The sequence below is a fragment of the Nonomuraea terrae genome, assembly GCF_004348995.1.
GTDB lineage: Bacteria > Actinomycetota > Actinomycetes > Streptosporangiales > Streptosporangiaceae > Nonomuraea > Nonomuraea terrae.
Window position 1 is genome coordinate 1 of the sequence record NZ_SMKQ01000042.1, and the last position, 25,756, is coordinate 25,756.

General features: G+C 74.2%; 21 protein-coding genes and 2 riboswitches. Of the genes, 14 read left to right on the top strand and 7 right to left on the bottom strand.

Going from position 1 to position 25,756, the window contains the following annotated elements; all coding sequences use genetic code 11:
• The 3 genes from E1286_RS16435 to E1286_RS16445 all read left to right on the top strand — a co-directional run.
• Positions 1-1,048 (top strand): peptidylprolyl isomerase (locus tag E1286_RS16435; RefSeq protein WP_132613388.1); only part of this gene is annotated, 1,048 nt, incomplete at its 5' end.
• 26 nt (positions 1,049-1,074) lie between these two features.
• Entirely contained in the window at positions 1,075-3,357 is a 2,283-nt protein-coding gene (locus tag E1286_RS16440; protein WP_132613390.1) for a discoidin domain-containing protein, read from the top strand.
• Between the two features lie 168 nt (positions 3,358-3,525).
• Entirely contained in the window at positions 3,526-3,960 is a 435-nt protein-coding gene (locus E1286_RS16445; RefSeq protein WP_132613392.1) for a methyltransferase domain-containing protein, read from the top strand.
• Positions 3,961-4,050: 90 nt separating this feature from the next.
• On the opposite strand, the gene E1286_RS16450 is transcribed toward E1286_RS16445, so the two are convergent.
• Positions 4,051-4,854 (bottom strand): alpha/beta fold hydrolase, encoded by an 804-nt coding sequence (locus E1286_RS16450; protein WP_223190015.1) that lies wholly within the window; start codon positions 4,852-4,854, stop codon positions 4,051-4,053.
• Between the two features lie 217 nt (positions 4,855-5,071).
• Entirely contained in the window at positions 5,072-7,186 is a 2,115-nt protein-coding gene (locus E1286_RS16455) for an ATP-binding protein (protein ID WP_165969762.1), read from the bottom strand.
• 95 nt (positions 7,187-7,281) lie between these two features.
• Positions 7,282-7,430, top strand: a riboswitch (adenosylcobalamin (AdoCbl) riboswitch).
• A gap of 2 nt (positions 7,431-7,432) precedes the next feature.
• On the opposite strand from E1286_RS16455, the gene E1286_RS16460 reads away from it, so the two are divergent.
• The 6 genes from E1286_RS16460 to E1286_RS16485 are packed head-to-tail and all read left to right on the top strand — an operon-like array spanning position 7,433 to position 13,106.
• Positions 7,433-7,630, top strand: coding sequence for a CbtB domain-containing protein (locus E1286_RS16460; RefSeq protein WP_111182096.1), 198 nt, complete (start codon positions 7,433-7,435; stop codon positions 7,628-7,630).
• A 9-nt stretch (positions 7,631-7,639) separates the two neighbouring features.
• The gene (locus E1286_RS16465) at positions 7,640-8,380 is read left to right on the top strand and encodes a CbtA family protein (RefSeq protein WP_132613396.1); all 741 of its coding nucleotides are present in this window, start codon (positions 7,640-7,642) and stop codon (positions 8,378-8,380) included.
• 4 nt (positions 8,381-8,384) lie between these two features.
• Complete coding sequence (locus E1286_RS16470) at positions 8,385-8,927, top strand: histidine phosphatase family protein (RefSeq protein ID WP_132613398.1); 543 nt, start codon at positions 8,385-8,387, stop codon at positions 8,925-8,927.
• Entirely contained in the window at positions 8,924-11,158 is a 2,235-nt protein-coding gene (locus tag E1286_RS16475; RefSeq protein ID WP_132613400.1) for a VWA domain-containing protein, read from the top strand. Before E1286_RS16470 ends, E1286_RS16475 begins: the two co-directional genes overlap by 4 nt.
• A gap of 2 nt (positions 11,159-11,160) precedes the next feature.
• Positions 11,161-11,763, top strand: coding sequence for a cob(I)yrinic acid a,c-diamide adenosyltransferase (cobO, locus tag E1286_RS16480; protein WP_132613402.1), 603 nt, complete (start codon positions 11,161-11,163; stop codon positions 11,761-11,763).
• Positions 11,757-13,106 (top strand): cobyrinic acid a,c-diamide synthase CobB, encoded by a 1,350-nt coding sequence (locus E1286_RS16485; protein ID WP_132613404.1) that lies wholly within the window; start codon positions 11,757-11,759, stop codon positions 13,104-13,106. Before cobO ends, E1286_RS16485 begins: the two co-directional genes overlap by 7 nt.
• On the opposite strand, the gene cobN is transcribed toward E1286_RS16485, so the two are convergent.
• On the bottom strand, positions 13,061-16,660 hold the full coding sequence (gene cobN / locus E1286_RS16490; protein WP_132613406.1) for a cobaltochelatase subunit CobN: 3,600 nt from the start codon (positions 16,658-16,660) through the stop codon (positions 13,061-13,063). The genes E1286_RS16485 and cobN overlap by 46 nt on opposite strands.
• A 31-nt stretch (positions 16,661-16,691) precedes the next feature.
• A riboswitch (cobalamin riboswitch) is annotated at positions 16,692-16,895 on the bottom strand.
• Between the two features lie 16 nt (positions 16,896-16,911).
• On the opposite strand from cobN, the gene cobG reads away from it, so the two are divergent.
• The 3 genes from cobG to cobJ are packed head-to-tail and all read left to right on the top strand — an operon-like array spanning position 16,912 to position 20,248.
• Positions 16,912-18,147 (top strand): precorrin-3B synthase, encoded by a 1,236-nt coding sequence (gene cobG / locus E1286_RS16495; protein WP_246074906.1) that lies wholly within the window; start codon positions 16,912-16,914, stop codon positions 18,145-18,147.
• Positions 18,144-18,764 (top strand): precorrin-8X methylmutase, encoded by a 621-nt coding sequence (locus E1286_RS16500; RefSeq protein WP_132613408.1) that lies wholly within the window; start codon positions 18,144-18,146, stop codon positions 18,762-18,764. Before cobG ends, E1286_RS16500 begins: the two co-directional genes overlap by 4 nt.
• A gap of 5 nt (positions 18,765-18,769) precedes the next feature.
• Positions 18,770-20,248 (top strand): precorrin-3B C(17)-methyltransferase, encoded by a 1,479-nt coding sequence (cobJ, locus tag E1286_RS16505; RefSeq protein WP_132613410.1) that lies wholly within the window; start codon positions 18,770-18,772, stop codon positions 20,246-20,248.
• On the opposite strand, the gene E1286_RS16510 is transcribed toward cobJ, so the two are convergent.
• The 4 genes from E1286_RS16510 to E1286_RS49215 all read right to left on the bottom strand — a co-directional run bounded on the left by E1286_RS16510 (position 20,239) and on the right by E1286_RS49215 (position 23,538).
• On the bottom strand, positions 20,239-21,015 hold the full coding sequence (locus E1286_RS16510; RefSeq protein ID WP_223190017.1) for a cobalt-precorrin-6A reductase: 777 nt from the start codon (positions 21,013-21,015) through the stop codon (positions 20,239-20,241). The genes cobJ and E1286_RS16510 overlap by 10 nt on opposite strands.
• A complete protein-coding gene (cobM, locus tag E1286_RS16515; protein ID WP_132613412.1) occupies positions 21,012-21,845 on the bottom strand; it encodes a precorrin-4 C(11)-methyltransferase in 834 nt (277 codons plus the stop codon). The genes E1286_RS16510 and cobM overlap by 4 nt, the downstream gene beginning before the upstream one ends.
• 92 nt (positions 21,846-21,937) lie before the next feature.
• On the bottom strand, positions 21,938-23,155 hold the full coding sequence (gene cbiE, locus E1286_RS16520; protein WP_223190019.1) for a precorrin-6y C5,15-methyltransferase (decarboxylating) subunit CbiE: 1,218 nt from the start codon (positions 23,153-23,155) through the stop codon (positions 21,938-21,940).
• Complete coding sequence (locus E1286_RS49215) at positions 23,152-23,538, bottom strand: pyridoxamine 5'-phosphate oxidase family protein (protein WP_223190020.1); 387 nt, start codon at positions 23,536-23,538, stop codon at positions 23,152-23,154. Before E1286_RS49215 ends, cbiE begins: the two co-directional genes overlap by 4 nt.
• Before the next feature lie 80 nt (positions 23,539-23,618).
• Here E1286_RS49215 and cobF point away from each other — a divergent pair, with 80 nt between their 5' ends.
• Positions 23,619-24,368 carry a precorrin-6A synthase (deacetylating) gene (gene cobF, locus E1286_RS16525; RefSeq protein ID WP_132613416.1) on the top strand — a complete coding sequence of 250 codons (750 nt, stop codon included), beginning with the start codon at positions 23,619-23,621 and terminating at the stop codon, positions 24,366-24,368.
• A gap of 439 nt (positions 24,369-24,807) precedes the next feature.
• Positions 24,808-25,752 (top strand): hypothetical protein, encoded by a 945-nt coding sequence (locus tag E1286_RS16530; RefSeq protein ID WP_132613418.1) that lies wholly within the window; start codon positions 24,808-24,810, stop codon positions 25,750-25,752.
• Positions 25,753-25,756 lie beyond the last annotated feature (4 nt).

A 25,756-nucleotide genomic window follows, 5' to 3' on the forward strand; every position in this document is an offset into this window, starting at 1 on the left:
GGGCGGGGCGGGGCGGCGGTCGAGGCGGCTGGCCGTGCTCGTCACCGGCGTCTGCGTCGCACTCGCCGCGCTGGTGGCCACCGGGATGGCGCTCGCGCAGCGCACGGACGAGGTGGCCGCCATCGACGGGCACGCCGTCACCCGCGACGAGCTGCTGTTCCACATGCGGCGCCTCGCGCCCGCCGTGCAGAACGAGCTGCGCAACCAGTACCACTTGACGGGCGCGATCGACTGGACGGCGCGAGCCGGCGACCGTACCGCGCTCCAGCGGCTCGCGGACCGCGCGCTCGACGAGATCCGGCAGGACAAGGCCACGCTCATCCTCGCCAAGGAGCAGGGGCTGGTCGGCTCCGTCGACCACGCCGCCTTCCTCACCGAACTGGAGGAGGAGAACGCGCGCCGCACCGACGCCATCGCCAGGGGCGAGGTCGTCTACGGGCTGGCGGAGTTCTCGCCCGAGGAGTACTACTCCCACCGCCTCACCGATCTCACCACGCTGCTGCAGCAGCGGCTCAGCGCGAAGGCGGGCGACCCGCTCTGGGTCACCGACGCCGAGGTCAGGCAGGCGTTCGACGCCGACAAGGACGCGTGGAGCGCGAACGCGACCACGTACACGTACACGAAGCTCGTGGTGCCCGTGCCCGAGGGCGCCGGGCCTGACCACGCGGCCGCGCTCCAGCGGCGGGTGGCCGCCGCGGACCGGCTGCGGGACGTCGCGAAGCGCGAGCCCGGCGCGAAGCTCACCACGGACACCTACCACGGCGGCGGCACGGCCGCCCACCAACAGGACCTCATGGCCGTGCTCGGCACCCTCGCACCGGGCCGGATCTCCGACCCGGTCCCGAGCGCCGGGCAGATCACCTTCTACGAGCTCACCGGCAGGACCGTCGACGAGAAGGCGGCGTTCGCCGACTACTCCCGCCGGATCCGGCAGTCGCTCGTGGAGGAGAAGTTCCACCAGTTCCTCCGACGCCGCGTGGACGGCAGCGACATCACGGTCGACACGGCGGCGGTGGAATCCGTCAATCCAGAGGATGTACAGCATTGAGATTCCAACCACCCCCCGTGGCGCGGATGCTGCGCGTGGGTCTGACCGCCGTGCTGGCCGCGCTGGTCGCTGGATCGATCGCGCCGGCCGCGTCCGCGGCGGCCGCTCCTGACAGCGCCTCCGCCACCGCCGAGCGTGACCTGCCGGGCAACTCGCCCAACCCGACCGGTGGCCAGGACTACTTCGTCGACGCCACGAACGGCGACGACGACGCCTCCGGCACCTCGCCGGAGCACGCCTGGCGCACCCTGGGCAAGGTGAGCGCGACGACGTTCCAGGCGGGCGACCGCATCCTGCTCAAGGCCGGCCAGCAGTGGCACGACGAGCAGCTGTGGCCGAAGGGCTCCGGCAGCGCCGGCAAGCCGATCACCATCTCGGCGTACGGCGACCCGCGCGCCCGGCGGCCGTACATCGCGGCCAACGGCAAGGTGCCGAGCCCGTTCCGGGCCGACGGCACGAAGAACCCGGAGACGGTCGGCCTGACCGGCGCCATCGTGCTGCGCAACCAGCAGTACTACGAGATCGACAACGTCGAGCTGTCCAACGACGACGACTTCGCGACGAACATCACCACCGGGTCGTACGTCCGCGACGGCATCGCGGTCACGATCAACGCCGACCTGCTGCCGGCCGGCGCCGACAGCATCATGGACCACTTCCGCATCTCGAACGTGTACGTCCACGACCTCGACGGTCCGAGCACCTGGCAGAAGATCCACTACGGCGGCGTCAGCTTCCAGGTCTTCGGTGAGAAGAGCTACAAGGAGTACGGCACCGGCGGCTACTACTTCAAGGATGTCCGGATCGAGGACAACACCTTCGACAAGGTGGAGCTGCACGCCGTGCAGTTCGCGTTCAACTGGTTCAACGCCGACGGGCGCGACGCCGGCCAGTACGACGAGAGCGGCAAGTTCCACGAGGGCTGGGAGCAGCTGTGGGTGCGCACCCGCGACCTGTACAGCCGTGACGTCTACATCGGCCACAACTACGCCGAGAGCGTCGGGCAGGGCGCGATCCAGCTCGCCAACACCAAGAACATGACCGTCGAGTACAACGAGGTCAACGGGTTCCTGGAGCGCTACGACGCGGTGTCGTGCGGGCTCTACCTGTGGGCCGGCGCGGACTCGGTCATGCAGTACAACGAGGTGTACGGCGGCCCGAACAACGAGTTCGACGGCACGCCGTGGGACCTGGAGTACACGAACTTCAACGTCACGTACCAGTTCAACTACTCGCACGACAACGCGGCGGGCTGGATGGCGTACATGGGCAACAGCTCCAACTCCGTCGCCCGCTACAACCTGAGCGTCAACGACAACGGCGTGCTGGTGAAGAACATGTTGTCGACGAACTACTCGCCGACGTACTTCGTCAACAACACCTTCGTGTACGACGGCGCGGACCTGGACACCTTCCACGACGAGACGTTCCTGAGCCCGGTCTACTTCCTGAACAACATCTTCTACAACACCTCGAAGACGGACTCGACGCCGTGGTACCGCAGGACCGGCGCGCTGCGTCACGCCGTGTTCTCCAACAACGACTTCTACGAGGCGAGCGGGCAGCACTCCGACCAGGAGCCGGCCGACCCGAACAAGCTGCGCGTGGATCCGAGGTTCGTCGGCGACCCGGCGAAGTACGTCACCGGCGCGGGCGTGGACCGCATCCGCAAGGCCGCGGCGCACTTCAAGCTGCGCGGTGACTCGCCGCTCATCGACGCCGGCCGCTACAACCCGCACCTGGGCACCGAGGACTTCCTCGGCACCCACATCTACTACGGCGACGCGCCCGACATCGGCATCGCGGAGCACCGGCGCGGCCAGAAGGTCGACAACCCGGTGGACGAGAACCCGATCGAGGAGGAGCCCGGTGACGACCGGGAGAACCTCGCCCTCGGCAAGCCGGTCACCGCGAGCTCGACCCACCCGGGCGCGAACGGCACGCTCGGCGCGGTGAACCTGACCGACGGCGACCCGGCGACCCGCTGGGCGGCGGCCGACGACGCGGCGTACCCGATCACGCTGGACGTCGACTTCGGCGCGGACACCACCTTCGACGAGGTGTACCTCGACGAGTACACCGACTCCGGCACCAACCCGCGGGTCCAGTCGTTCGAGCTGCGGCGCTGGGACGCCGCGACCGGCGCCTGGGTGACGTTCGCGAGCGGTGACCGGGGCATCGGCCACGACCTGTCCGTGACGGGCTTCGGCGACATCACGACGCCGAAGCTCCGCGTCGCCCTCACGGCCCAGATCGCCACCGAGCAGTACACCCCCACGCTCACCGAGATCGCCGTCCACAACGGCTAGCACGTATCGCCAGGCCCTCCGGAGGCACGCCCCCGGAGGGCCTTCGCGGTTTGATGAACCTGGGCGGCTCGCTCAACGCCCGTGCCGGCCACTACCGGATCCGCGTCCACCACGACTGTCACCGACGTCGGCTCTCAAGGCGGCCGACCGTCATTTAGTCTTCCGCTCATGCCGACACGTCTGTCACCTCGCCTCGCCGCGGTCGTGAACGCGCTTCCCCTTCAGCCACACTCGCGTGTCCTCGAAATCGGGTGCGGGCCCGGCGCGGCCGCACGAGCGGTCGCAGCCCGGCTCACCACCGGCCACATCCTGGCCATCGACAGATCCGCCACCGCCATCGCGCAGGCCGAAGCCGCCGCGACGGACGAGATCGCGTCCGGCCGCATGAGCGTCCGCCAGAGCGCGGGCGAAGACTTCGTCCTGCGGGATCACGAAGAGCCGTACGACATCGTGTTCGCCGTCCGGGTCGGCGCCCTCGACGGGCGACATCCCGAGGATGGCCGGCGGGTGCTCCAGCGCATCGCGGCGGCGACCACGGCAGAGGCCCGGCTCTTCATCGACGGCGGCGATCCGCTTCGCGAACTGCTCATCCCGCGGGCTTGAGCCGACCGGGTCGCCGCATCGGGGCTCGAACCCGATCGAGGCCGGAAGTCGAAGGACCGCGACCGACGTCGAAGAGCCGAGCCCGCGCGGTCAGCCGGTGAGGATCTTGGCGAGTTCCGCGGGGTGGGCCAGGTGGGGGAAATGGCCGCTGTCCGGCAGGACGGTGACGGCGACCTCGGGCAGGGCGGACTCCAGCCAGCTCCGGTAGGCCGGGGGCAGCGGGTTGCCGCTGACATGGTGGTAGGGGATGCCGCGTTCGCGGATGGCCGCCATGTCACGGGTGCGCAGCCGCGTGAGCTCCTCCGCGGGCGTGTCGAGCAGCTCGGCCCAGTAGCCGAGCAGCAGGTCCGGCCTGGGGGTCGTGGCCGTCCGCACGAGCTCGCGCGCGGCGGGCGGCAGCAGATCGACGTGCATCCCGGCGACCATGGACTCCCACACCTGCCGCCAGCCGGGGCCGCGCAGCCGCGGTTCCGCCTGGAGCAGCACGTCGCGGAAGCCGCCGACCAGCAGCGGCTGGTCCACGTTGACCACGCCACGAGCCGGATGGGTAGCGGCGTAGACCGTCGCCAGCGCGCCGCCGAGCGAATGCCCCACGATGATCGGCGCGTCGAGCCCGGCGGCGGTCACCGCCTGGTGCACGACCTCGACGACCTCCTCGGAGCGGTAGAAGTCGCGGCGTGGCGAGCCCCCGTGTCCGGGCAGGTCGAAGGCGACCGCGCGGCGCCCCGGATCGATGTCGGCCAGCTCGCGCAGGACCGGTTCCCACTGCCGCCGGTCATAGGTCAGACCGTGCAGGAAGACCAGCGGCGGGCGGTCATCGGCTGTGCCATGGCTGTCGGCCGCGAGGCCCCCGAAATACTCCGGCATGTACGTCTCCCGTTCGTGAAACTCCACCAGGGATGCGTGACTTCACGGTGCACGAATCGTTCGTGGCGCGCGTCACAGGCGCCAGCGGCGCGGCCCGCCGGGTGCCGGCTGATACCGGAAGAACCGGCCGGTGCGCAGCGACGCCCTCAGATGGGCCCCCGCCAGTGGTGCCACCGGCTCGATCCGCTTCACGGTCGCCCACAACGCCCGCGTCGCGTTCACCCGCGCCCGTTCGGTCTCGTTGTCATGGACCCGGGGCCGGCCGCCGAGCCCGGTGGCGCGCCGCAGCTCGGCCAGCAGCGCCGTTCTCTCCTCCTGCAGCGTGGCGGCCCGTCCGGCGTCGCCGGCACGGTCGGCCCCGTCGAGCTGCTCGTCGAGCTGCCGCACCCGCCGCCGGTACGCCGCACGCGCGGCGGCGTCCAGGACCGGCTCCCCCTCGGACGCCCGCAACCCGGGCCCGCCCGCCACGAGGTCCAGCGCCGGGATCCTGCCCGGGTGCGGCCAGCAGCGTCCGCAGATACCGCACGCCTCGCCCGTCACGGAGCCGTACGGCCTCCGGACCGGCGTCGAGCCGCCAGTCGTCGCCGTCCCTGGTCAGCCGCCACTCGTCGGCGGGCGGCGCGAGCTCGGCGAGCAGTCCCGCCAGGCCCAGACGCTCGGCGATCGAGCGCGCCCTGGCGAGATCGTCGCCGGCCCGGTCTCTGGCGGCCGACGCCCGCGCGACCAGGGTGTGGGCGAGCCAGGGCAGGGCCCCGATCCGCTCCTCCGTCTCGACCGCGCGGTCGAGGTGGGACAGCGCGTCCCCGGTACGGCCCAGCCGGGCCGCGAGGCGGCCGAGATAGTCGTCGACCGGGCCGGCGATCGTGTTGGCGCCGCCCCAGACGACCAGGCGCCCTCGGTACGGAAGCAGCGCGGCGTACAACGCCTCGGCGGCCGCCGGCTCACCGGCCCTGGAGGCCACGATCGCGAGATCGGCCACCGCGCCGATCCACCGCGGCCCGGATCCGGCGAGTACGGCGGGCAGCAGCCGCTCCAGTTCGAGGCCCGCCTCGACGCCCCGGCCGGACTCGGCCAGCGCCCTGGCCGCGGTCGCCTCGAAGAAGTGCCCGGGCAGCCGCCGGGCGAGGTCCTGCCACACCTCCACGTGGGCCGCGACGTCACCCCGCATCACGTCGATCGCGCTGCGCAGCGAACCGACCAGGCGCTCGGTGTCGGCCAGCCCGGCCCGCCGGCCGCGCACGGCGACCTCCTCGGCGAGCACCGCGGCCGTGTCGAAGCGGCCCCGGACGGTGGCGAGCATCGACTGCCGTGCCAGCACCATCACCGCCGCCTCGGCGTCTCCGGCCAGCTCGCCGGCTCTGGAGTACGCGGTCAGCGCGGCCTCGGCGCTCGCGAGCTCGCCGAGCTCGGCCAAGGCCACGAAGCGCCAGAACAGCCCTCGCCGCTCGGCCTCGCCGTCGCCTGTCAGCCGCGCCTGCTCCACGATCTGGGCGGCCGTGGTCAGGCGTTCCTGAGCGGCGGCCGGATCCCACAGCGCGTGGAGCCGGGCGTCGAGCACCTCGGCGACCGCGCCGGGGTCGGCCGCCGTCCGGGCGGCGGCCGACGCGTCGTCGATCAGTTTTCGCCGGCGTCCCGCGGCCGACGGGTCGCCCAGCAGCTCGCGGGCGAGCCGGGCCAGCACCCTGGCATGGGTGGCGGGGGGCGACGGACGCCCGGCCGCCGTCTCCAGCAGGCGGATCAGCCCGGCGTCGAGGTCGAGGAACGCCGCGCGCGACGGCGTGGACAGAGCGAGGTGGATCAGCGGGTCATCGGCGGGGTCGAGCCCGGCCAGCTCGTCCGCCAGGGTGAGGGCCGCTCCGGGGAGCCCGCCGGAGGCCAGCCACACCGCGTGAACCGCTCCGGCCGGCAGATCGGGAACCAGCTCGGCGAGCTCGCCCTCCGTGAGGCCGCGCAGGCTCAGCTCCGGCGTCAGCCCGAGGGGGTCGGAGCCGGCCGCGAGCAGCCCTGATCCCGGAGCGGACGTGAGGCCGGCGAGACGTTCCGCGGCCTGTGGACCGGCACGGTCGACGTCGTCGATCAACATGAGGCGCGGGCCCTCCGGGGCGATCGACCGCCCGTCGGGGTCGGTGCGGGAGACCGACGGGCCGTCCTGGGCGGTCAGCCGGGAGAGGTCGTCGGCGTCCATGCGGGAGACCGGGATGGCCCGCGCGCGGGCGAGCTCCGCCGCCGCGTCGAGCAACGCCGTCTTGCCGGCTCCGGCAGGCCCCGTGACGACGAGATGCCCGCCGGACCCCGCGGCGACCCGGTCGAGCAGCCGCTCCACCGCCGCCAGTTCCCTGCGGCGTGCGATCAGGCTCACGAGCGCAGCGTATCGACCGCCGCACGAGCCGCCCCCATCTGCCCCGCACGCGACGGACCCATCGATTGTTGACGGGAACGGGAGGAAAGGATACGTTCCGGTAGATTTCACGGTTGCCCGAGGGAAATCCGGTGAGAAGCCGGTGCGGTCGCGCCACTGTATCCGGGACATGGATCCCGGGAGCCAGGTCGCTCGGGCCCCTGTGACCTCAACAGATCGGGACGCGTCATCCCTGAGGAGGCATGTATGAGTGACCTGACCACTCCTTCGTCCGTTTCTTCCATCCCCTTCCCCCGCCTGCGCCCATGGCTGGCGGTCGTGCCGCTGCTACTGATCGTCGGCTACCTGGTGCTCATGGACAACGGCGCCCTCTCCCAGGCGGGGCCGTTCCTGCACGAACTCATGCACGACGGGCGTCATCTGCTCGGCGTTCCGTGCCACTAGGGACGCCGGATGGTACGCACCCTGCTGGTCAGGGGCCTGCTCGCGGGCCTGCTGGCCGGGATCGTCGCGGGCGGGTTCGCGTTCGTCTTCGGCGAGCCGCACCTGGACGCCGCGATCGCGCTGGAGGAAGGGGCGGCGGCTCCGGCCGCCGCGCACGTACATGACCATGAGCACGGAGACGAGGGGGCGCTCGGCAGGCCGGTGCAGAAGGCCGGGCTGTTCCTCGCCACCGGGCTCTACGGGGTCGCCGTCGGCGGGGTCTTCGCCCTGGTCTTCGCTGGACTGCGTGGGCGGGTCGGCCCGCGATCGGACGGCGGGCTGGCGCTGGCCGCCGCTGGGACGGCGTTCGGGGCGACCATTCTCGTGCCGTTCGTGAAATATCCGGCGAACCCGCCGGCGGTGGGCGACCCTGCCACGATCGACCAGCGGACCCTGCTCTACGTGGTGATGATCCTCGTCGGCCTGGCCGCGACCGCGGTCGCGGTGGCCACCGGGCGTCGCGTCACGGCGGGCCCGTGGGCGCGGTGGGGCATGGCCGCCGCCGCGTTCCTCGTGCCGGTCGTCGCGGCGTGGGTGCTGCTGCCGGGGACGGACGAGGTGCCCGAGGGTTTCCCCGCCACGTTGCTGTGGGAGTTCAGGGTCGCGTCCCTGGGGACGCAGCTGGTGTTCTGGACGGCGTTCGGCGTGCTGTTCGGCTTGCTGAGCGACCGGGCGGCGCGCCGGTCCGCCGTGGCCGCCGTAGCGGGCTGAGCAGGTGCTGTTCGTCCGTCATGCCGGCACGCCGGGAATGCGAGCGGCCCGCTTCCCGGCGAACGAGGACCCCGACCCCTCCAGCCTCTCCCGGGCCCCCGCCCTGCGGGCGGACCGCGTGTGGTCCGCGCCGAGCACGGCGGCGGTGCGGACTGCCGTCGCCATGGGGCTGGAGCCCGTGGTGGCGGACGTGCTCGCGGAGGCGGACTGCGGGCGGTGGCGGGGGCTCGCGTACGCGGAGGTCGCGGAGCGGGAGCCGGAGGCGCTGGCGCGGTGGCTGTCGGATCCGCACGCGACGCCGCACGGCGGCGAGAGCCTGGCCGCGCTGGCGGCGCGCGTCGCCGGCTGGCTGGAGGGGATGCGCGCGGAGCCGTCCGGCGTCGTCGTGTGCGACGTGGGCGTGATCCGCGCCGCGCTCGGCCACGCGCTGGGGTTGCCGCCGCTCGCCGCCGCCCGCTTCGACCTCGCGCCTTTGTCCACCACCGAGCTGACCGCCACGCGGGACGGCTGGCGGGTGGCCCATGTCAATCGGAAGGTCCCGTCTTGATCGTCACGTATCCGTTCAGCGCCGTCGTCGGGCTCGACGACCTGAAGCTGGCGCTGGTGCTCAACGCCGTCTCGCCGCGGACCGGCGGCGTGCTCGTACGCGGGGAGAAGGGCACCGCCAAGTCGACCATCGTGCGGGCGCTGGCCGCCCAGCTGCCGCCCGTGCAGGTGGTGGCCGGGTGCCGCTTCGCCTGCGACCCGGCCGCGCCCGATCCCGGCTGCCCCGACGGGCCGCACGAGCCCGGCTCGGCAGGCCTGCGCCGCCCGGCGGCGCTGGTCGAGCTGCCGGTGGGCGCGTCGGAGGACCGCCTGGTCGGCTCGCTCGACGTCGAACGGGCGCTCACCGAGGGGGTGAAGGCGTTCGAGCCGGGCCTGCTGGCGGCGGCCCACCGTGGCGTGCTGTACGTGGACGAGGTCAACCTGCTCCACGACCACCTCGTGGACCTGCTGCTCGACGCCGCCGCCCTCGGCACCTGCTACGTGGAGCGCGAGTCGGTGTCGGTACGGCACGCCGCCCGCTTCCTCCTGGTCGGCACCATGAACCCGGAGGAGGGTGAGCTGCGCCCGCAGCTGCTCGACCGGTTCGGGCTGACGGTGGAGGTGCGGGCCTCCCGCAACCCGGACGAACGCGCCGAGGTCGTACGGCGGCGGCTCGCGTTCGACGCCGATCCCGAGGCGTTCGCCGTCCGGTGGGCCGCCGAGGAGGCGGCGCTGGCGGCGCGGATCGCGCAGGCCAGAGCACGGGTGCCCGGCGTCCGGCTGCCGGACGCGCGGCTGCGGCAGATCGCCGCCGTGTGCGCCGGGTTCGAGGTGGACGGCCTGCGCGCCGACCTGGTCACGGCCAACGCCGCCATCGCGCACGCGGCCTGGCACGGCCGCGAGGCCGTGACGACCGAGGACGTACGCGCCGCGGCCCGCCTGTCCCTGCCGCACCGCCGTCGCCGCGACCCGTTCGACGCGCCGGGGCTGGACGAGTCGTTGCTGGAGGAACTGCTGGACCGGACGAGCGGCGAGGACGACCCACCCGAGGGCCCGTCCGGCGACGGCGCGGACGCGGCTCCCGGTGGCGGGCGGGGCGACGGCGCCGGGGGTGAGGCGGACGGCTCCGCCGACCAGGACGGCACAGACCGGGACGCCGCCGATGGCTCATCTCGAACCGGCGCGGATGGCGCGGGTCGCGAGGGCGCAGGTCTTGATGGCGCAGGTCTCGATAGCGCAGGTCTCGATGGCGCGGGTCACGGTGGCGCGGATCCGGATGGTCCGAGCCCGGATGGCGCGGATGGTGCTGGCCCGGATGGTGCGGGTGGCCGGGGTGGTGAGGTGGCGGTGGCGGCGGCGCCGTACCGGGTGCCGTTGCTGGACGTGCCCGGCGTCGGTGACGGTGTGGCGGGACGGCGGTCAAGGTCCAGGACGGCGCACGGCCGGGCGACCGGCGCCCGCCGTCCCGCCGGCCGCGTACGCGACCTGCACCTCACGGCGACCGTGCTGGCGGCGGCGCCGCACCAGGCGGCGCGGGGGCGGACGGGCCCGGGGCTGGTGCTGCGCGAGGACGACCTGCGTGAGGTCCTGCGCGAGGGCAGGGAGGGCAACCTCGTGCTGTTCGTGGTGGACGCGAGCGGCTCGATGGCGGCCCGCAAGCGGATGAGCGCGGTGAAGACGGCGGTGCTCAGCCTGCTGCTCGACGCCTACCAGCGACGCGACAAGATCGGCCTGGTGACCTTCCGCGGCGCGGGCGCCGAGGTGGCGCTGCCGCCGACCTCGTCGGTGGAGGCGGGCGCGGCCAGGTTGCGCTCGTTGCCGACCGGAGGGCGGACGCCGCTCGCGACCGGGCTGGTACGCGCGGCGGAGGTGCTGCGCGTGGAGCGGCTGCGGGACCCGGCCAGGCGTCCGCTCCTGGTGCTGGTGACCGACGGCCGCGCCACGGCGGGCGGCGACGTGGACCGGGCCGCCGCTCTGCTCACGGGCACGACGAGCGTGGTGGTGGACTGCGAGAGCGGCCCGGTGCGGCTCGGCCTGGCGGTCCGGCTGGCCGCCCGGCTGGGAGCGCGGCTGGTGCCCCTCGACTCCCTGGACGCCCGTTCGGGCCGCGGCTCCGATCTCGGGGCGGTCGTCCGCGACCACAGGAACGCGACCGGCCGCGACCGCAGAAGCCCGGCGGCCGGTGGCGACGGGGGCTCGCGAGCCCGCGACTACGGCGGCTCGGGAAACCGTACCTACAGGAAGGCGGTTTGACCATGCCGCAGGGGAAGCCCGCCGTCGTGCCGGACGACGGCCTCACCACGCGTCAGCGCCGCACGAAGCCGCTGCTGATCGTGCACACCGGCCCGGGGAAGGGCAAGTCGACGGCAGCGTTCGGGATGGCGCTGCGGGCGTGGAACCAGGGGTGGCCGATCGGGGTGTTCCAGTTCGTCAAGTCGGCCAAGTGGCGCATCGGTGAGGAGCGGGCGCTGAAGGTGCTGGGCGGGACGGGCGAGGGCGGCACGGTGACCTGGCACAAGATGGGCGAGGGCTGGTCGTGGATTCAGCGTCCCGGCACCGAGGAGGACCACGCGGCCGACGCCAGGGAGGGCTGGGAGCAGATCAAGCGGGACCTGGCGGCCGAGACGTACCGGTTCTACGTGCTGGACGAGTTCACGTACCCGCTCAAATGGGGGTGGCTGGAGCTGGACGACGTGCTCGCGACGCTCACGTCGCGGCCGGGTAACCAGCACGTGGTGATCACTGGCAGGGACGCGCCCGAGCGGCTGATCGAGGTCGCCGATCTGGTGACGGAGATGGGCAAGGTACGCCATCCCATGGACGCCGGCCAGAAGGGCCAGAAGGGCATCGAGTGGTAGTTCCGCGGCTCGTGGTCGCCGCGCCCGCGTCCGGCAGCGGCAAGACGACGGTGGCGACGGGGCTGATGGCGGCGCTGCGGGCGCGGGGGCTGCGGGTCTCGCCGCACAAGGTGGGCCCCGACTACATCGACCCCGGGTACCACGCGCTGGCCGCCGGGCGTCCCGGCCGGAACCTGGACCCGTGGCTGACCGGCGAGGAGCTGGTGGCGCCGCTGTTCCTGCACGGGGCCGCCGGGTGCGACGTCGCCGTGGTCGAGGGCGTGATGGGGATGTTCGACGGCAGGGGGGAAACGGACTTCGCCTCCACCGCGCACGTCGCCAGGCTGCTGGACGCCCCGGTGGTGCTGGTCGTGGACGCGGCGCGGCAGAGCCGGTCGGTGGCGGCGGTGGTGCACGGGTTCGCCACGTTCGACCCTCGCGTGCGGATGGGCGGGGTGGTGCTGAACCGGGTCGGCTCCGACCGCCACGAGGCGCTCTGCCGGGCCGCGCTGGCGCAGGCCGGGGTGCCGGTGCTCGGCGCGATCCGCCGGGACGACGCCGTCTCGGCACCGTCCCGGCACCTGGGGCTGGTGCCCGCGGCCGAGCGTGAGCCCGAGGCGGTGGCCGCCGTCGACCGGCTGGCCGCGCTGGTGGCGGACTCCTGCGACCTGGAAGCGCTCGTACGGCTGGCCCGCTCGGCCCCGCCGCTGCCGGCCCAGGCATGGGACCCCGCGCGGGCCCTCGGTGGGGCCCTCGGTGGGCCGGCGGATGGCAGGCCGGTGGTGGCCGTCGCCGGTGGGGCGGCGTTCACGTTCGGGTATGCCGAGCATGCCGAGCTGCTGCGGGCCGCGGGTGCGGAGGTCGCGGTGTTCGACCCGCTCGGGGACGAACGGCTGCCCGAGGGGACGGCCGCGCTGGTCGTCGGCGGGGGCTTTCCCGAGGTGTACGCGGCCGAGCTGGCGGCCAACGAGCCGCTGCGCGCCCAGGTGGCGGCCTTTCACGGGCCGATCGCCGCCGAGTGCGCCGGCCTGCTCTACCTGTGCGCGGAGCTGGACGGGCGGCCCATGTGCGGCCGGGTGCCCGGCGTCGCGCGCATGACCGACCGGCTGACGCTCGGCTACCGCGAGGCCGTCGCCCTCGGGGACTCTCCGCTGACGCGGGCGGGCGAGCGTTACCGGGGGCACGAGTTCCACCGCACCGCCGTCGCGTACGAGCGGGCGCCGCTGTTCCGCTGGGACGGCGGCGCCGACGGGTACGGCGACGCCCAGGTGACCGCGTCCTACCTGCACCTGCACTGGGCCGGGCGGCCGGAGCTGGCTCAGCGGCTGGTGTCGTCCTCCAGGTCGCCCTCGGTCTTGAGGTAGACCTCCTGCAGGCCGCGCAGGAGGTCGGGGTCCGGGTGCTCCCACATGCCGCGCTCGGCCGCCTCCAGGAGGCGTTCGGCGATGCCGTGCAGGGCCCACGGGTTCGATTCGGCCAGGAACGCCCGGTTCTCCGGGTCCAGCACGTACGTCTCGGCCAGCTTGTCGTACATCCAGTCGGCGACCACCCCGGTGGTGGCGTCGTAGCCGAACAGGTAGTCGACGGTGGCGGCCAGCTCGAACGCGCCCTTGTAGCCGTGCCTGCGCATCGCCGCGAGCCAGCGCGGGTTGACCACCCGGGCGCGGAAGACGCGGGAGGTCTCCTCCGACAGGCTGCGGGTGCGTACGGCGTCGGGGCGGGTGCTGTCGCCGACGTACGCCGCCGGTGCCCGGCCGGTGAGCGCCCGGACGGTGGCGATCATGCCGCCGTGGTACTGGAAGTAGTCGTCGGAGTCGGCGATGTCGTGCTCGCGGGTGTCGACGTTCTTGGCGGCCACGGCGATCCGGCGGTAGGCGTCCTCCATCTGGGGGCGGGCGGCGACGCCGTCGAGGTCGCGGCCGTAGGCGTAGCCGCCCCACACCGCGTACACCTCGGCCAGGTCGGTGTCGTCGCGCCAGTTGCGGCTGTCGATCAGCGGCAGGATCCCGGCCCCGTACGCGCCGGGCGCCGAGCCGAAGATGCGCATCGTGGCCTGGCGCTCGTCGCCGCCGCCGGCCCGGACGTGGGCTTTGACGTAGTTGTCCGTGTCGGGCTCGTCCAGGCCGGCGGCCAGGCGTACGGCGTCGTCGAGCATCGCGACCACGTGCGGGAAGGCGTCCCGGAAGAAGCCGCTGATGCGAATGGTGACGTCGATCCTCGGCCGGCCCAGCTCGGCGAGCGGGATCGGCTCCAGGGCGGTGACGCGGCGGGAGGCCTCGTCCCATTCGGGACGGATGCCGAGCAGGGCCAGCACCTCGGCCACATCGTCGCCCGCCGTGCGCATGGCGCTGGTGCCCCAGACGGACAGGCCGACCGAGCGCGGCCACTCGCCGGTGTCCGTGCGGTAGCGCTCCAGGAGCGACTCGGCCATCGCCTGGCCGGTCTCCCAGGCCAGGCGGCTGGGGACCGCGCGGGGGTCGACCGAGTAGAAGTTCCGCCCGGTCGGCAGCACGTTGACCAGCCCGCGCAGCGGCGAACCGCTCGGCCCGGCGGGGACGTAGCCGCCGTCCAGGGCGTGCAGCACGTGGTCGATCTCGTCGGTGGTACGCGCGAGGCGCGGCACCATCTCGGTCGCCGCGAACCGCAGGATCCGACCCACCAGCCGGACACTCTCAGGGGCGGTCGGCGAGAGGATCGTCTCGGCGGTCTCTTCCGCCGCGTCCGGGGACCATCCGCGTTCCTCCATGGCTTCCACCAGGGCGCGGGCCGTCGCCTCCGCTCGGTCCACGGCGCCGAGACCCGCCGTGCCGTCCTCGGCCAGGCCGAGGGCCTCGCGCAGGCCGGGCAGCGTCTCGCGGCCCGCCCACATCTGGCGGGCCCGCAACATCGCGAGCACCAGGTCCACTCGCGCCGCCCCGGCCGGCGCCTGGCCGAGGACGTGCAGGCCGTCGCGGATCTGCGCGTCCTTCACCTCGCACAACCACCCGTCGACGTGCAGCAGGAAGTCGTCGAACTCGCTGTCGTGCGGCCGGTCCGCCAGCCCCAGGTCGTGGTCGAGCCGGGCGGCCTGGATCAGCGTCCAGATCTGCGCCCGGATCGCGGGCAGCTTGGCCGGGTCCATCGCGGCGATCGTGGCGTGCTCGTCGAGCAGCTGCTCCAGCCGCGCGATGTCGCCGTACGATTCCGCCCGCGCCATCGGCGGCACCAGGTGGTCCACCAGCACGGCGTGCGCCCGCCGCTTGGCCTGCGTGCCCTCCCCCGGGTCGTTCACCAGGAACGGGTAGACCAGCGGCAGGTCCCCGATGGCCGCGTCGGGGCCGCAGGCGGCCGACAGGCCCGCCGACTTGCCCGGCAGCCACTCCAGGTTGCCGTGCTTGCCGACGTGCACCATCGCGTGCGCGCCGAACTCCTCGGAAAGCCAGCGGTAGGCGGCCAGGTAGTGGTGGCTGGGCGGCAGGTCGGGGTCGTGGTAGATCGCGATCGGGTTCTCGCCGAAGCCGCGCGGCGGCTGCACCATCACCACGACGTTCCCGGCCCGCAGCGCGGCCAGCACGATGTCGCCCTCGTGCACGAACAGCTCGCCCGGCGGCGGCCCCCAGTGCCGTTCCATCCCGGCCCGCAGCTCCTCGGGCAGCGTGCGGTACCAGCGCTCGTAGGAGGCGGCGGAGATGCGTACCGGGTTGGCTGCGAGGGCCTCCTCGGTGAGCCAGTCGGGGTCCTGGCCGCCGGCGGCGATCAGGGCGTGGATCAGCGCGTCGCCGTCCTGCGCGGCCACGCCGGGGAAGCCCTCGCCCAGGTCGTACCCGGCCTCGGCGAGCCGGGTCAGCAGCCGGACGACGCTGGCCGGGGTGTCCAGGCCGACCGCGTTGCCGATCCTGGAGTGTTTCGTCGGGTACGCCGACAACATCACCACCAGCCGCCGCTCGGCGGGCGCGGTGTGGCGGAGCAGCCCGTGACGTACCGCGATGCCGGCCACCCGTGCGGCCCGCTCGGCGTCGGCGACGTAGACGGTGAGCCCGTCGCGGTCGATCTCCTTGAACGAGAACGGCACGGTGATGATCCGCCCGTCGAACTCGGGGATCGCCACCTGCGAGGCCGCGTCCAGCGGGGACAGGCCGTCGTCGTTCTCCTCCCACGCCTGCCGGGAGGTGGTCAGGCAGAGACCCTGCAGGATCGGCACGTCCAGCGTGGCCAGCGCGCCGACGTCCCACGCCTCGTCGTCGCCGCCCGCGCCCGCCGTGGCCGGGCGCGCGCCGCCCGCCGCCAGTACGGTCACGACCAGCGCGTCAGCCGTACGCAGGGTCTCGATCAGCTCGGGCTCGGCCGTGCGCAGGGACGAGCAGAAGACCGGCAGCGCCTGACCGCCGGCGTCCTCGATGGCCGCGCAGAGCGTCTCGACGAACGCGGTGTTGCCCGCCAAGTGGTGCGCGCGGTAGTAGAGCACGCCGATCACCGGCCCGCGCGTGGACCGGGCCTCGCGCGCCGGCCGGCCCCACGACGGCGTCGGGGTGGGCGGGGCGAACCCGTGCCCGGTCAGCAGCACCGTGTCCGACAGGAACGCGTGCAGCTCGGTCAGGTTGTCCGGCCCTCCGTGCGCCAGGTAGGCGTGGGCCTGGGCGCACACGCCGCCGGCGACCGTGGACAGCTCCATCAGCTCGGCGTCCGGAGCCTGCTCGCCGCCCAGCACCACGACCGGGCGCGGCCCGGCCAGCAGCGCGTCGAGGCCCTCCTCCCAGGCGCGCCGGCCGCCGAGGAGCCGTACCACGACGAGGTCGACGCCCTCCAACAGTTCGGGCAGGTCGTCAGGGGCGAGCCTGGCGGGGTTGCCCAGGCGGTAGGCCGCGCCGCCGGCGCGGGCGCTCAGCAGGTCGGTGTCGGAAGTGGAGAGCAGCAGGACGGTACGGCTGTCGCCTGGCACGGCACAATCCTCCCTCGGGGTCCTCGCCCCAGTAGCGGGTGACGCGACGGCAGGAGTCTCCTGGCTCCCGGATCAGCGCTCACCCCGGCCTTCCCACCCGTCGCCGGGCAGTGGCCTTGTGGTGGGGTTCGCTCCCCGGTCACAGTGGCGGGACCGCGCCGGTTTCGCACCGGCTTCCTCCCTTTGCCATCGCCTACCGGGAGCCTACGGCAGAACCGCCGCTTCACAGAAGTGGCGTTACCATCCTCCTCGTGCCCATAGCCGACTATTCCGGGCAAGCGCCTCCCGCCGCCGGCCCGGGACCGCTCCAGCCGCACACCCCCGTCCCTGGCCACCTCGACGTCCCGGAAGCAGGCGAAACCACCCCCGAGCGCGTGCGTCCCGATGCCTGTCCGGGCGCTCTGCAGGTGCACGAGGCCGCCGACGGCGCGCTCGCCCGCGTCCGCGTGCCCGGCGGCGCGATCTCCGCCGCCCAGCTCAGGGAGCTGGCCGCGTGCGCGGCGCAGCTGGGCTCGGGCGTGATCGAGCTGACCTCCCGGGCGAACGTCCAGGTGCGCGGCCTGCGCTCCCCCGAGGACTTCGCCGCGCGGATCGCCGCCGCCGGCCTCCTGCCCTCCCCCGCCCACGAGCGTGTACGCAACATCGTCGCCTCACCCCTCGGCGGACGCGGCCCGCACGGCCTCCTCGACCCGCAACCCCTGGTGGACGCCCTGGACCGCGCCCTGTGCGCCCGCCCCCGCCTGGCCGACCTGCCGGGCCGCTTCCTGTTCGCCGTGGACGACGGCACGGGCGACGTCATCGGCCTGAACGCCGACATCACGTACGTTCCCGGCCACGGCCTCCTCCTGGCCGGCGCCGGCACCGCGCTCCCCGCCGACGCCCGGACCGCCGCCGGCCTCATGCTCGCCGCCGCCGAAGCCTTCCTCGACGAACGCGCCCAGTCCTGGCGTCTCGCCGAGATCCCGGACGGCGCCGCCCGGATCGCCGCGCGCCTCGGCCTGGACGGCTCCGCCCTGGTGCCCCGGCCCTCCGGGGAGTCCGGCTCGCGGCGGGCCGGGGTCGTCCCGCAGCGGGATGGGCGGGTGGCGCTGGAGGCCGTCGTGCCGCTCGGGCGGCTCAGCAGCGCGCAGGCGGTGGCGATCGCCGCACAAGGCGCGCCCGTGCGGCTGGCGCCGTGGCGCAGCGTGATCCTGCTGGACCTGGCCCCCGAGGCGGCCGAACGCGCGGCCGAAGCGCTCAGCGCGGCCGGGCTGGTCACCGACCCGGCCTCCCCCTGGATCGGCGTGACCGCCTGCACCGGCCGTCCCGGATGCGCCAAGTCACGCGCCGACGTGCAGGAGGACGCCCGCCGCTGGGTGGCCGCCCTGGACGCTCCCCCACCGACGCCCGTGCACTGGGCGGGATGCGAACGCCGCTGCGGACTCCCCCGCGGTGATGTCGTGCAGATGGTCGCCACCGGCGACGGATACGAGGAAAGGCACCCTTGACCGACTACATCCGCGACGGAGCCGAGATCTACCGGCGTTCGTTCGCGACGATCCGCGCCGAGGCCGACCTCGACGGGATGCCGCCCGAGGTGGCGCAGGTGGCGGTACGCATGATCCACGCCTGCGGCATGACCGATCTCGTGACGGACCTGGACTGGTCGCCGTCCGTGGTCGTCCGCGCGAGGCAGGCGCTGCGCCGGGGCGCGCCCGTGCTGTGCGACGCGAACATGGTCGCCGCCGGCGTCACCCGGCGCCGCCTGCCCGCCGACAACGACGTGGTGTGCACCCTGAACGATCCGAGCGTGCCGGACCTGGCCGCGAGGCTCGGCACCACCCGCAGCGCCGCCGCACTCGAACTGTGGCGCGACCGCCTCGACGGCGCGGTGGTCGCGGTGGGCAACGCGCCGACAGCCCTGTTCCGGCTGCTGGAGCTGGTCGCCGAGGGCGCGGGCCGACCGGCCGCGGTGCTCGGCATCCCGGTCGGCTTCATCGGGGCGGCCGAGTCCAAGCGGGCGCTGGCCGACAGCGACCTGGATCACCTGGTGGTGCACGGCCGCCGCGGCGGCAGTGCCATGACGGCGGCGGCGGTCAACGCCATCGCGAGCGAGGAAGAGTGAACGCGGTGACAGGACGGCTGTACGGGGTGGGGCTCGGGCCGGGGGATCCGGAGCTGGTCACCGTGAAGACGGCGCGGCTGATCGGCGCGGCCGACGTGATCGCCTACCACTCGGCCCGGCACGGGCGCAGCATCGCCCGCTCGATCGCGGAGCCGTACATGCGGGACGGCCAGATCGAGGAGCTGCTGCTCTACCCGCTGACCACGGAGACCACCGACCATCCGGGCGGCTACCAGGGCGCGCTGGACGACTTCTACGCCGACTGCGCCGAGCGGCTCGCCGCCCACCTGGACGCCGGGCGGACCGTGGTCGTGCTGGCCGAGGGCGACCCGCTGTTCTACGGCTCGTACATGCACATGCACAAGCGGCTCGCCCACCGCTTCCCGACCGAGGTGGTGCCCGGGGTGACCTCGGTCAGCGCCGCCTCCGCCGTGCTCGGCCGGCCGCTGGTCGAGCGGGACGAGGTGCTCACCGTGCTGCCCGGCACGCTGCCCGCCGACGTGCTGGCCGAGAAGCTGGCCGGCACCGACTCGGCGGCGGTGCTCAAGCTGGGGCGGACGTTCGGCAAGGTCCGCGACGCCCTGGCGCAGGCCGGCCGGCTGGACGACGCCTGGTACGTCGAGCGCGCCACCATGGACGCCCAGCGGGTCGCGCCGCTGAAGGACGTGGACCCGGACGGCGTGCCGTACTTCTCGATGGCCCTGCTCGCCAGCCCGGCCGAGCGGACGTTCGTGCCCGAGCCCGCGCCCGCCGCGACCGCGGGCGAGGTCGTGGTGGTCGGGCTCGGCCCGGCGGGGCGGCCGTGGCTGACGCCGGAGGCGCAGGAGGCGCTGGCAGCGGCCACCGACATCGTCGGCTACGGCCCGTACGTGGACCGGGTGGCACCGAACCCGCGCCAGCGGCGGCACCGTACCGACAACCGGGTGGAGGCCGAGCGGGCCCGGCACGCGCTGGAGCTGGCCCGCGAGGGCGCGCGGGTGGCGGTGGTGTCGTCCGGGGATCCGGGCGTGTTCGCCATGGCGAGCGCGGTGCTGGAGGTCGCGGCGGACTTCCCCGACGTGCCGGTGCGGGTGGTCCCCGGGCTGACGGCCGCGCAGGCGGTGGCCAGTCGGGTGGGCGCGCCGCTGGGGCACGACTACTGCGTGCTGTCGCTGTCGGACCTGCTCAAGCCGTGGGAGGTGGTGGCCGGCCGGCTGGAGGCCGCCGCCCGCGCGGACCTGGTGCTGGCGTTGTACAACCCGGCCTCGCGCAGCCGTACGTGGCAGTTGCCCGCCGCCCGCGACATCCTGCTGCGGCACCGCGACCCCGCCACCCCGGTGGTGATCGGACGGAACGTCGGCGCCGCGGAGGAGACCGTCACCGTCACCACGCTCGGCGAGCTGGACCCGGCCCAGGTGGACATGCGCTGCCTGCTGATCATCGGCTCCTCCACGACCCGCCTCACCCCCCAGGGCACCGTCTACACCCCCCGCCGCTACCCCTGAGCCGCCCAGGCCGCCGCGGCCTCGACGGTGTCCACCAGGTGGACGCCTCGGGGCAGGGGCGGCCGGTTCACCATGATCACCGGTAGGCCGAGCTCGCGCGCCGCGACGAGCTTGGCGGTGGTCATCCCGCCGCCGCTGTCCTTGGTGACCAGCACGTCCAGGCGGTGCCCGCGGATGAGCGCCCGTTCGCCTTCCACGGTGTACGGGCCCCGGTCGAGCAGCACGTGCACGTTGCCGGGCACGGGCGGCTCCGGCGGATCCACCGACCTGGCCAGCAGCCACACCCCCGCCGCTCCGGTGAAAACGGGCAGGCTCCGCCGCCCGGTGGTGAGGAACACCCGCACCGGCCGGTCGGCGGGCAGGTGGTGGCCACCGTCGGGGGCACTCCCCCAGCGGGCCAGGCGGCCGGCGGCCTCCTCCAGCGAGGCGACGCGATGCCAGCGGTCGTCCGGGCCCTCCTGCCAGCCCGGCCGGCGCAGGACCAGCAGCGGCACGCCGGTCATGGCCGACGCCTGCGCCGCCGAGGCCGTCATCCGGGCAGCGAACGGATGCGTGGCGTCCACCAGCGCGTCGATGCGTTCGTCGGCCAGCCACCGGGCCAGCCCGTCGGGACCGCCGAAGCCGCCCTCGCGGACCTCCCCCACCGGAAGCCGCGGGTTGCTCACCCGGCCGGCCAGCGACGACACCACGTGCGGCCCGCGGCCGGTCAGTTCGGCGGCGAGGGCCCGCGCCTCGGCGGTGCCCCCGAGGATCAGGACCCGCCTCACGCCCGCTCCGGTTCGTCGAGCCCCTGTTCAGGGCGGCCCTGTCCCGCTCCGTCCCGTACGGACCGGTCCGGTTCCGCCCGATTCCGTTCGGGTCGGGTGCGGGCGGCGCTGTAGAGGTGGCTGTCGGGGAACTGGGTCGCCGACAGCACGCGGCCGACGACGATCACCGCGGTACGGCGGATGCCGGCCTCGCGGACCTGGCCGGCGATGGTCGCCAGCGTCCCGCGCAGGATCACCTCGTCGGCGCGGCTGGCCAGGGCCACCACCGCCACCGGGCAGTCCGCCCCGTACGACGGCAGCAGCTCGGCCACCACCGCGTCGATCCGCTGCACGGCGAGGTGCAGCACCATCGTGGCCCCGCTCGCGCCCAGGGTCCGCAGGTCCTCACCCGGCGGCATCGGCGTGGCGCGCGCCGACGTGCGGGTCAGGATGATCGTCTGCCCGACCCCCGGCACGGTCAGCTCCCGCCCCAGCGAGGCCGCCGCCGCCGCGAACGCCGGCACCCCGGGCACCACCTCGTACGGCACCCCCAGCGCGTCCAGCCGCCGCATCTGCTCGGCCACCGCGCTGAACACCGACGGGTCGCCGGAGTGCAACCGCGCCACGTCGAGCCCGTCGGCGTGGGCGGTGGCGAGCTCGGCCACGATCTCGTCGAGCGTCAGGTTCGCGGTGTCCACCAGCCGTGCCTCAGGAGGGCAGGAGTCGAGGAGCTCCCGGGGTACCAGCGACCCCGCGTACAGGCAGACCGGCGACGACTCCAGCCGGCGCAACCCGCGCAAGGTGATCAGGTCGGCGGCGCCGGGGCCCGCCCCGATGAAGTACACGGTCACAGCGAGTCCTTCCAGATGACCGACCACACGGTCATGGCGAGTCCTTCCTGATGTCCGGCCCGGTCACGGCGAGCCTTGCTCCGGCGACACGGTCACAGCGCATCCCTCCTGGTGACCGACCACACGGTCACCGGCATCGCGGCTCGCCAGCCCGTGAACGAGCCGACGGGCGAGGCCCGCTGCACGGCCAGCCGGACGAGGTCGCCGCCGACCCGGGCGTACCACCCGGCGACGACGGCCTCCGACTCCAGGGTGACGGCGTTCACCACGAGCCTGCCGCCGGGGCGCAACGCCTCCCAGCAGGTCTCCAGCAGCCGGGGCACGGTCGCGCCGCCGCCGACGAACACCGCGTCCGGCGCCGGCAGGCCCGCCAGCGCGGCGGGCGCCCGGCCTTCGACGATCCGCAGCCCGGGCACGCCGAGCCGGTCGGCGTTGCGGGCGATGGCGGCGGCGCGGTCGGCGCGGCTCTCGATCGCCACGGCCGCGCAGGACGGATGGCCGCGCATCCATTCGACGGCGATGCTGCCCGCCCCGGCGCCCACGTCCCACAGCAGCTCGCCGGGCAGCGGCGCGAGCCGGGACAGGCTCACCGCGCGGACCTCCCGCTTGGTGAGCTGCCCGTCGTGCTCGTACGCCGCGTCGGGCAGGCCCGGCACGCGGGCGAGCGGCTCGGCCTCGGGCCCGGGGACGCATTCGACGGCGATCACGTTCAGCGCCGAGCGGGCCGGGCCCGTCCAGGTGTCGGCGGTCGCCGCCGTGACGGATTCGCACGCCGCCCCCAGGTCGCACAGGACGGTCATCGGGCTGGGGCCGTACCCGAGCCCGGAGACCAGCCCCGCCACCAGGGACGGAGAGTCGACCCCGGAGCCCAGCACGACGACCCGCCGCCCCGGCACGACGGCCGCGTTCAGCGCGGCGGCGGGCCGGCCGACGAGACTGACGACGTCCACCTGCTCGACCGGCCAGCCCAGCCGGGCACACGCCAGCGACAGCGACGACACGTGTGGCAGCACCCTGACCTCGCAGGGCCCGAGGAGCCGGACCAGCGTCGAGCCGATGCCGTGGAACATCGGATCGCCACTGGCCAGCACGCAGATCTCACGTCCGGCGTAGCGCTCCATGAGCGCGGGCAGCGCGGGCAGCAGCGGCGACGGCCAGGCCACCCGCTCGGCGGCGGTGGCGGGCGACGCGGGCACGAGGTCGAGCTGCCGGGCAGCCCCCATGAGGACCTCGGCCACCTCGACCGCGCGCCGGGAGCCGGGCGCCAGCCCGTCCCAGCCGTCCGCGCCGATCCCGACGACGGTGATCAAACGTTGCCCAGCACGCGCGTCACCTGGATCTCCACGACCACCCGGGACGGGTTCGGCCGGGGCGGCTTGTAGCGGGCGGCGTAGCGGCGCTCGGCGTCGGCCACCTGCTCCGGTTCGGTACGCACCACCGCCCAGCCCTCCAGCGTCGACCAGCGGCGGCCGTCCACCTGGGTGAGCGCGACCGGCGCGCCGGACTCGCCGATGAGCCGGGCCTTGACGGAGGACCCCGAGGTGATCACCCGGGCGGTCGCGGTCGTCAGGTCCAGCGTCGCGCCCACCGGCACCGCGTGCGGCGGGCCGCCGGGGCGCGCGGTGGAGAGCGTGCACAGGTGCCGCTCCTGCCAGAATGCGGCGAAGGCGTCGCCCTGCTCGGCCAGGTTCACAGTCCTCCTCGGGGGAATACGCGCCGCACATCGTATATCTGCTGCTTTAGCGCGATTTATGCGTCCCTACACTCTTACGAGTGAAGCGTCTCCTCATCATCGGCATCGGCGCCGGGGATCCCGACCATCTCACCCTCCAGGCCGTCAAGGCCATCGCGGCCACGGACGTGTTCTTCATCGTGGACAAGGGCGAGGTCAAGCACGATCTGGTGCAGCTGCGGCTGGACCTCATCGCCGAGCACGGCCGGCCGCCGTACCGAATCGCCGAGGCGCGCGACCCCGAGCGCGACCGCACCGCGCCCGCGTACGCCGCCGCCGTGGACGACTGGCGCGCCCGCCGCGCGCGGGCGTGCGAGGCGCTGATCCGCGACGCGCTCGGCGACGGCCAGACCGGCGCGTTCCTGGTTTGGGGCGACCCGGGCGTGTACGACAGCACGCTCGCCATCGTCGAGGACATCCTCGCCCGCGGGAACGTCGCCTTCGACTACGAGGTCATCCCCGGGATCAGCAGCGTGGCCGCGCTGACCGCCCGCCACCGCACGAGCCTGACGCGGGTCGGCCGCCCTGTGCACCTCACCACCGGCCGCCGCCTGGCCGAGCAGGGCCCGACCGCGGACGACGTGGTGATCATGCTGGACGCCCACTGCTCGTTCACCGGCCTCGACGACCACCACATCCACTGGGGCGCCTACCTGGGCACGCCCGACGAGATCCTCATCTCCGGCCCGGTGTCCGAGGTCGGCGAGCGCATCCGCGAGGTACGCGCCGAGGCCCGCGCCCGCAAGGGCTGGATCATGGACACGTACCTGCTGCGCCGCCTGGAGGAGTGATCACAGGAGCGCCCCGGCGAGCTCACGCCAGTGGGGCATCGCCGTCTCCCCGGCCGGAGCCCGACGACCTGTACGGCGACGTGGTCGGCGCCGGCCGCGACGTGGGCGTGGAGCTTGCGGACGACGGCGTCCAGGTCGCCCCAGAACACGAAGTCGTCGACGAGCCGGTCGCTGCCGCCGCCGGCGAGGTCCTCGTCCGCGTAACCCAGCCGGCGGAACTTCGCCACGTTGTAGGGGGTGCTCAGATAGCGCGCCAGGTGCTCGCGCGCGACCGCGCGGGCCTCGGCGGGATCGGGCTCGAACACCACCGGATTCGGATTTCCTCGATGCGACGGCGATGCGCCAGGTGGCCAGGGAGAACGGGGCCGGCCGGCAGGCGACCGGGGTCGCCGCGGCAGGGTCGAGCGAGCGCCTGCGCCGCGGGCGATACGGTCGGAGGGTGAGCACACCAGCGTTCGACACCGTGATCGCCCAGGCGCGCGACCTGCTCAGGTGGCGCTCTCCGCTGCGCACCGAGCTGTGGGCCGCCCGGCTCACGGCCGAGCTCCAGGAGAGCGGGCAGGCGGAGCCGTTCCTGCGCCGGCTGCGCGAGGACGGCGGCCAGGAGGCGCTCCTGACCCTCGCCGCCCTGGCCGCGGTCGGCGGCGCCGAAGGCCCCGACGCGGCGCGGGCCCTGCCTGGCTGGGTGCACAGGATGGGCCGGGTGACCTGCGAAGGCGGCTGGTACGGCAAGGCCGACCCCTACGGCGAGCAGGTCCTGGCCGTGCTGTCGTTCCGCTACGAGAACGGCAAGGAGCCCCACATCCTCGTCGTCGGCCTCGGCCAGCCCCAGGGCGGCCTGGCCGTGGACGCGCTGGTCGAGGAGACGACGTTCCTCGACGACCTGGGGCTGCGGCCGGCCGAGCCGGGCGTGGCCGCGGGCCGCATCCTCGACGCGTTCGAGCTGGGCGACCAGATCATGGGGGCGGCCGTCGCCGGCACGCTGCCGGGCGTCCGGCCGCTGGCGACGGCCCGCGCGCTCACGGTGCCGGGGCTCGTGCGCGGGGCCCCCGACGACACCGTGGCCCGGTTCGAGGAGGTGCCCGACCTGCCGGGGGCGCGGGAGGCGTTCGGGAAGCTCGCAGAGTTCCTCGGCGACCGGCCGCTGTGGTGGAGCCCGGCGCGGGTCTCGCAGTTCCTGACGTCGTGGCTGCCCAGGGAGGCGATCCTGTCGGAGGCGGCGATCGAGGCCATGCCCGAGGTCGTACGCGCCTGGACCCGCTACTGCGGAGACCAGCCGGCGGTGCTGCGCCAGATCGACGAGGACGCGCCCCGCCTGCCCGCGCTCATGGCCGACGAGTCGCTCGCCGGCCTCGGCAAACGCCTCGCCCTCCGGCGCGCCTGACCGC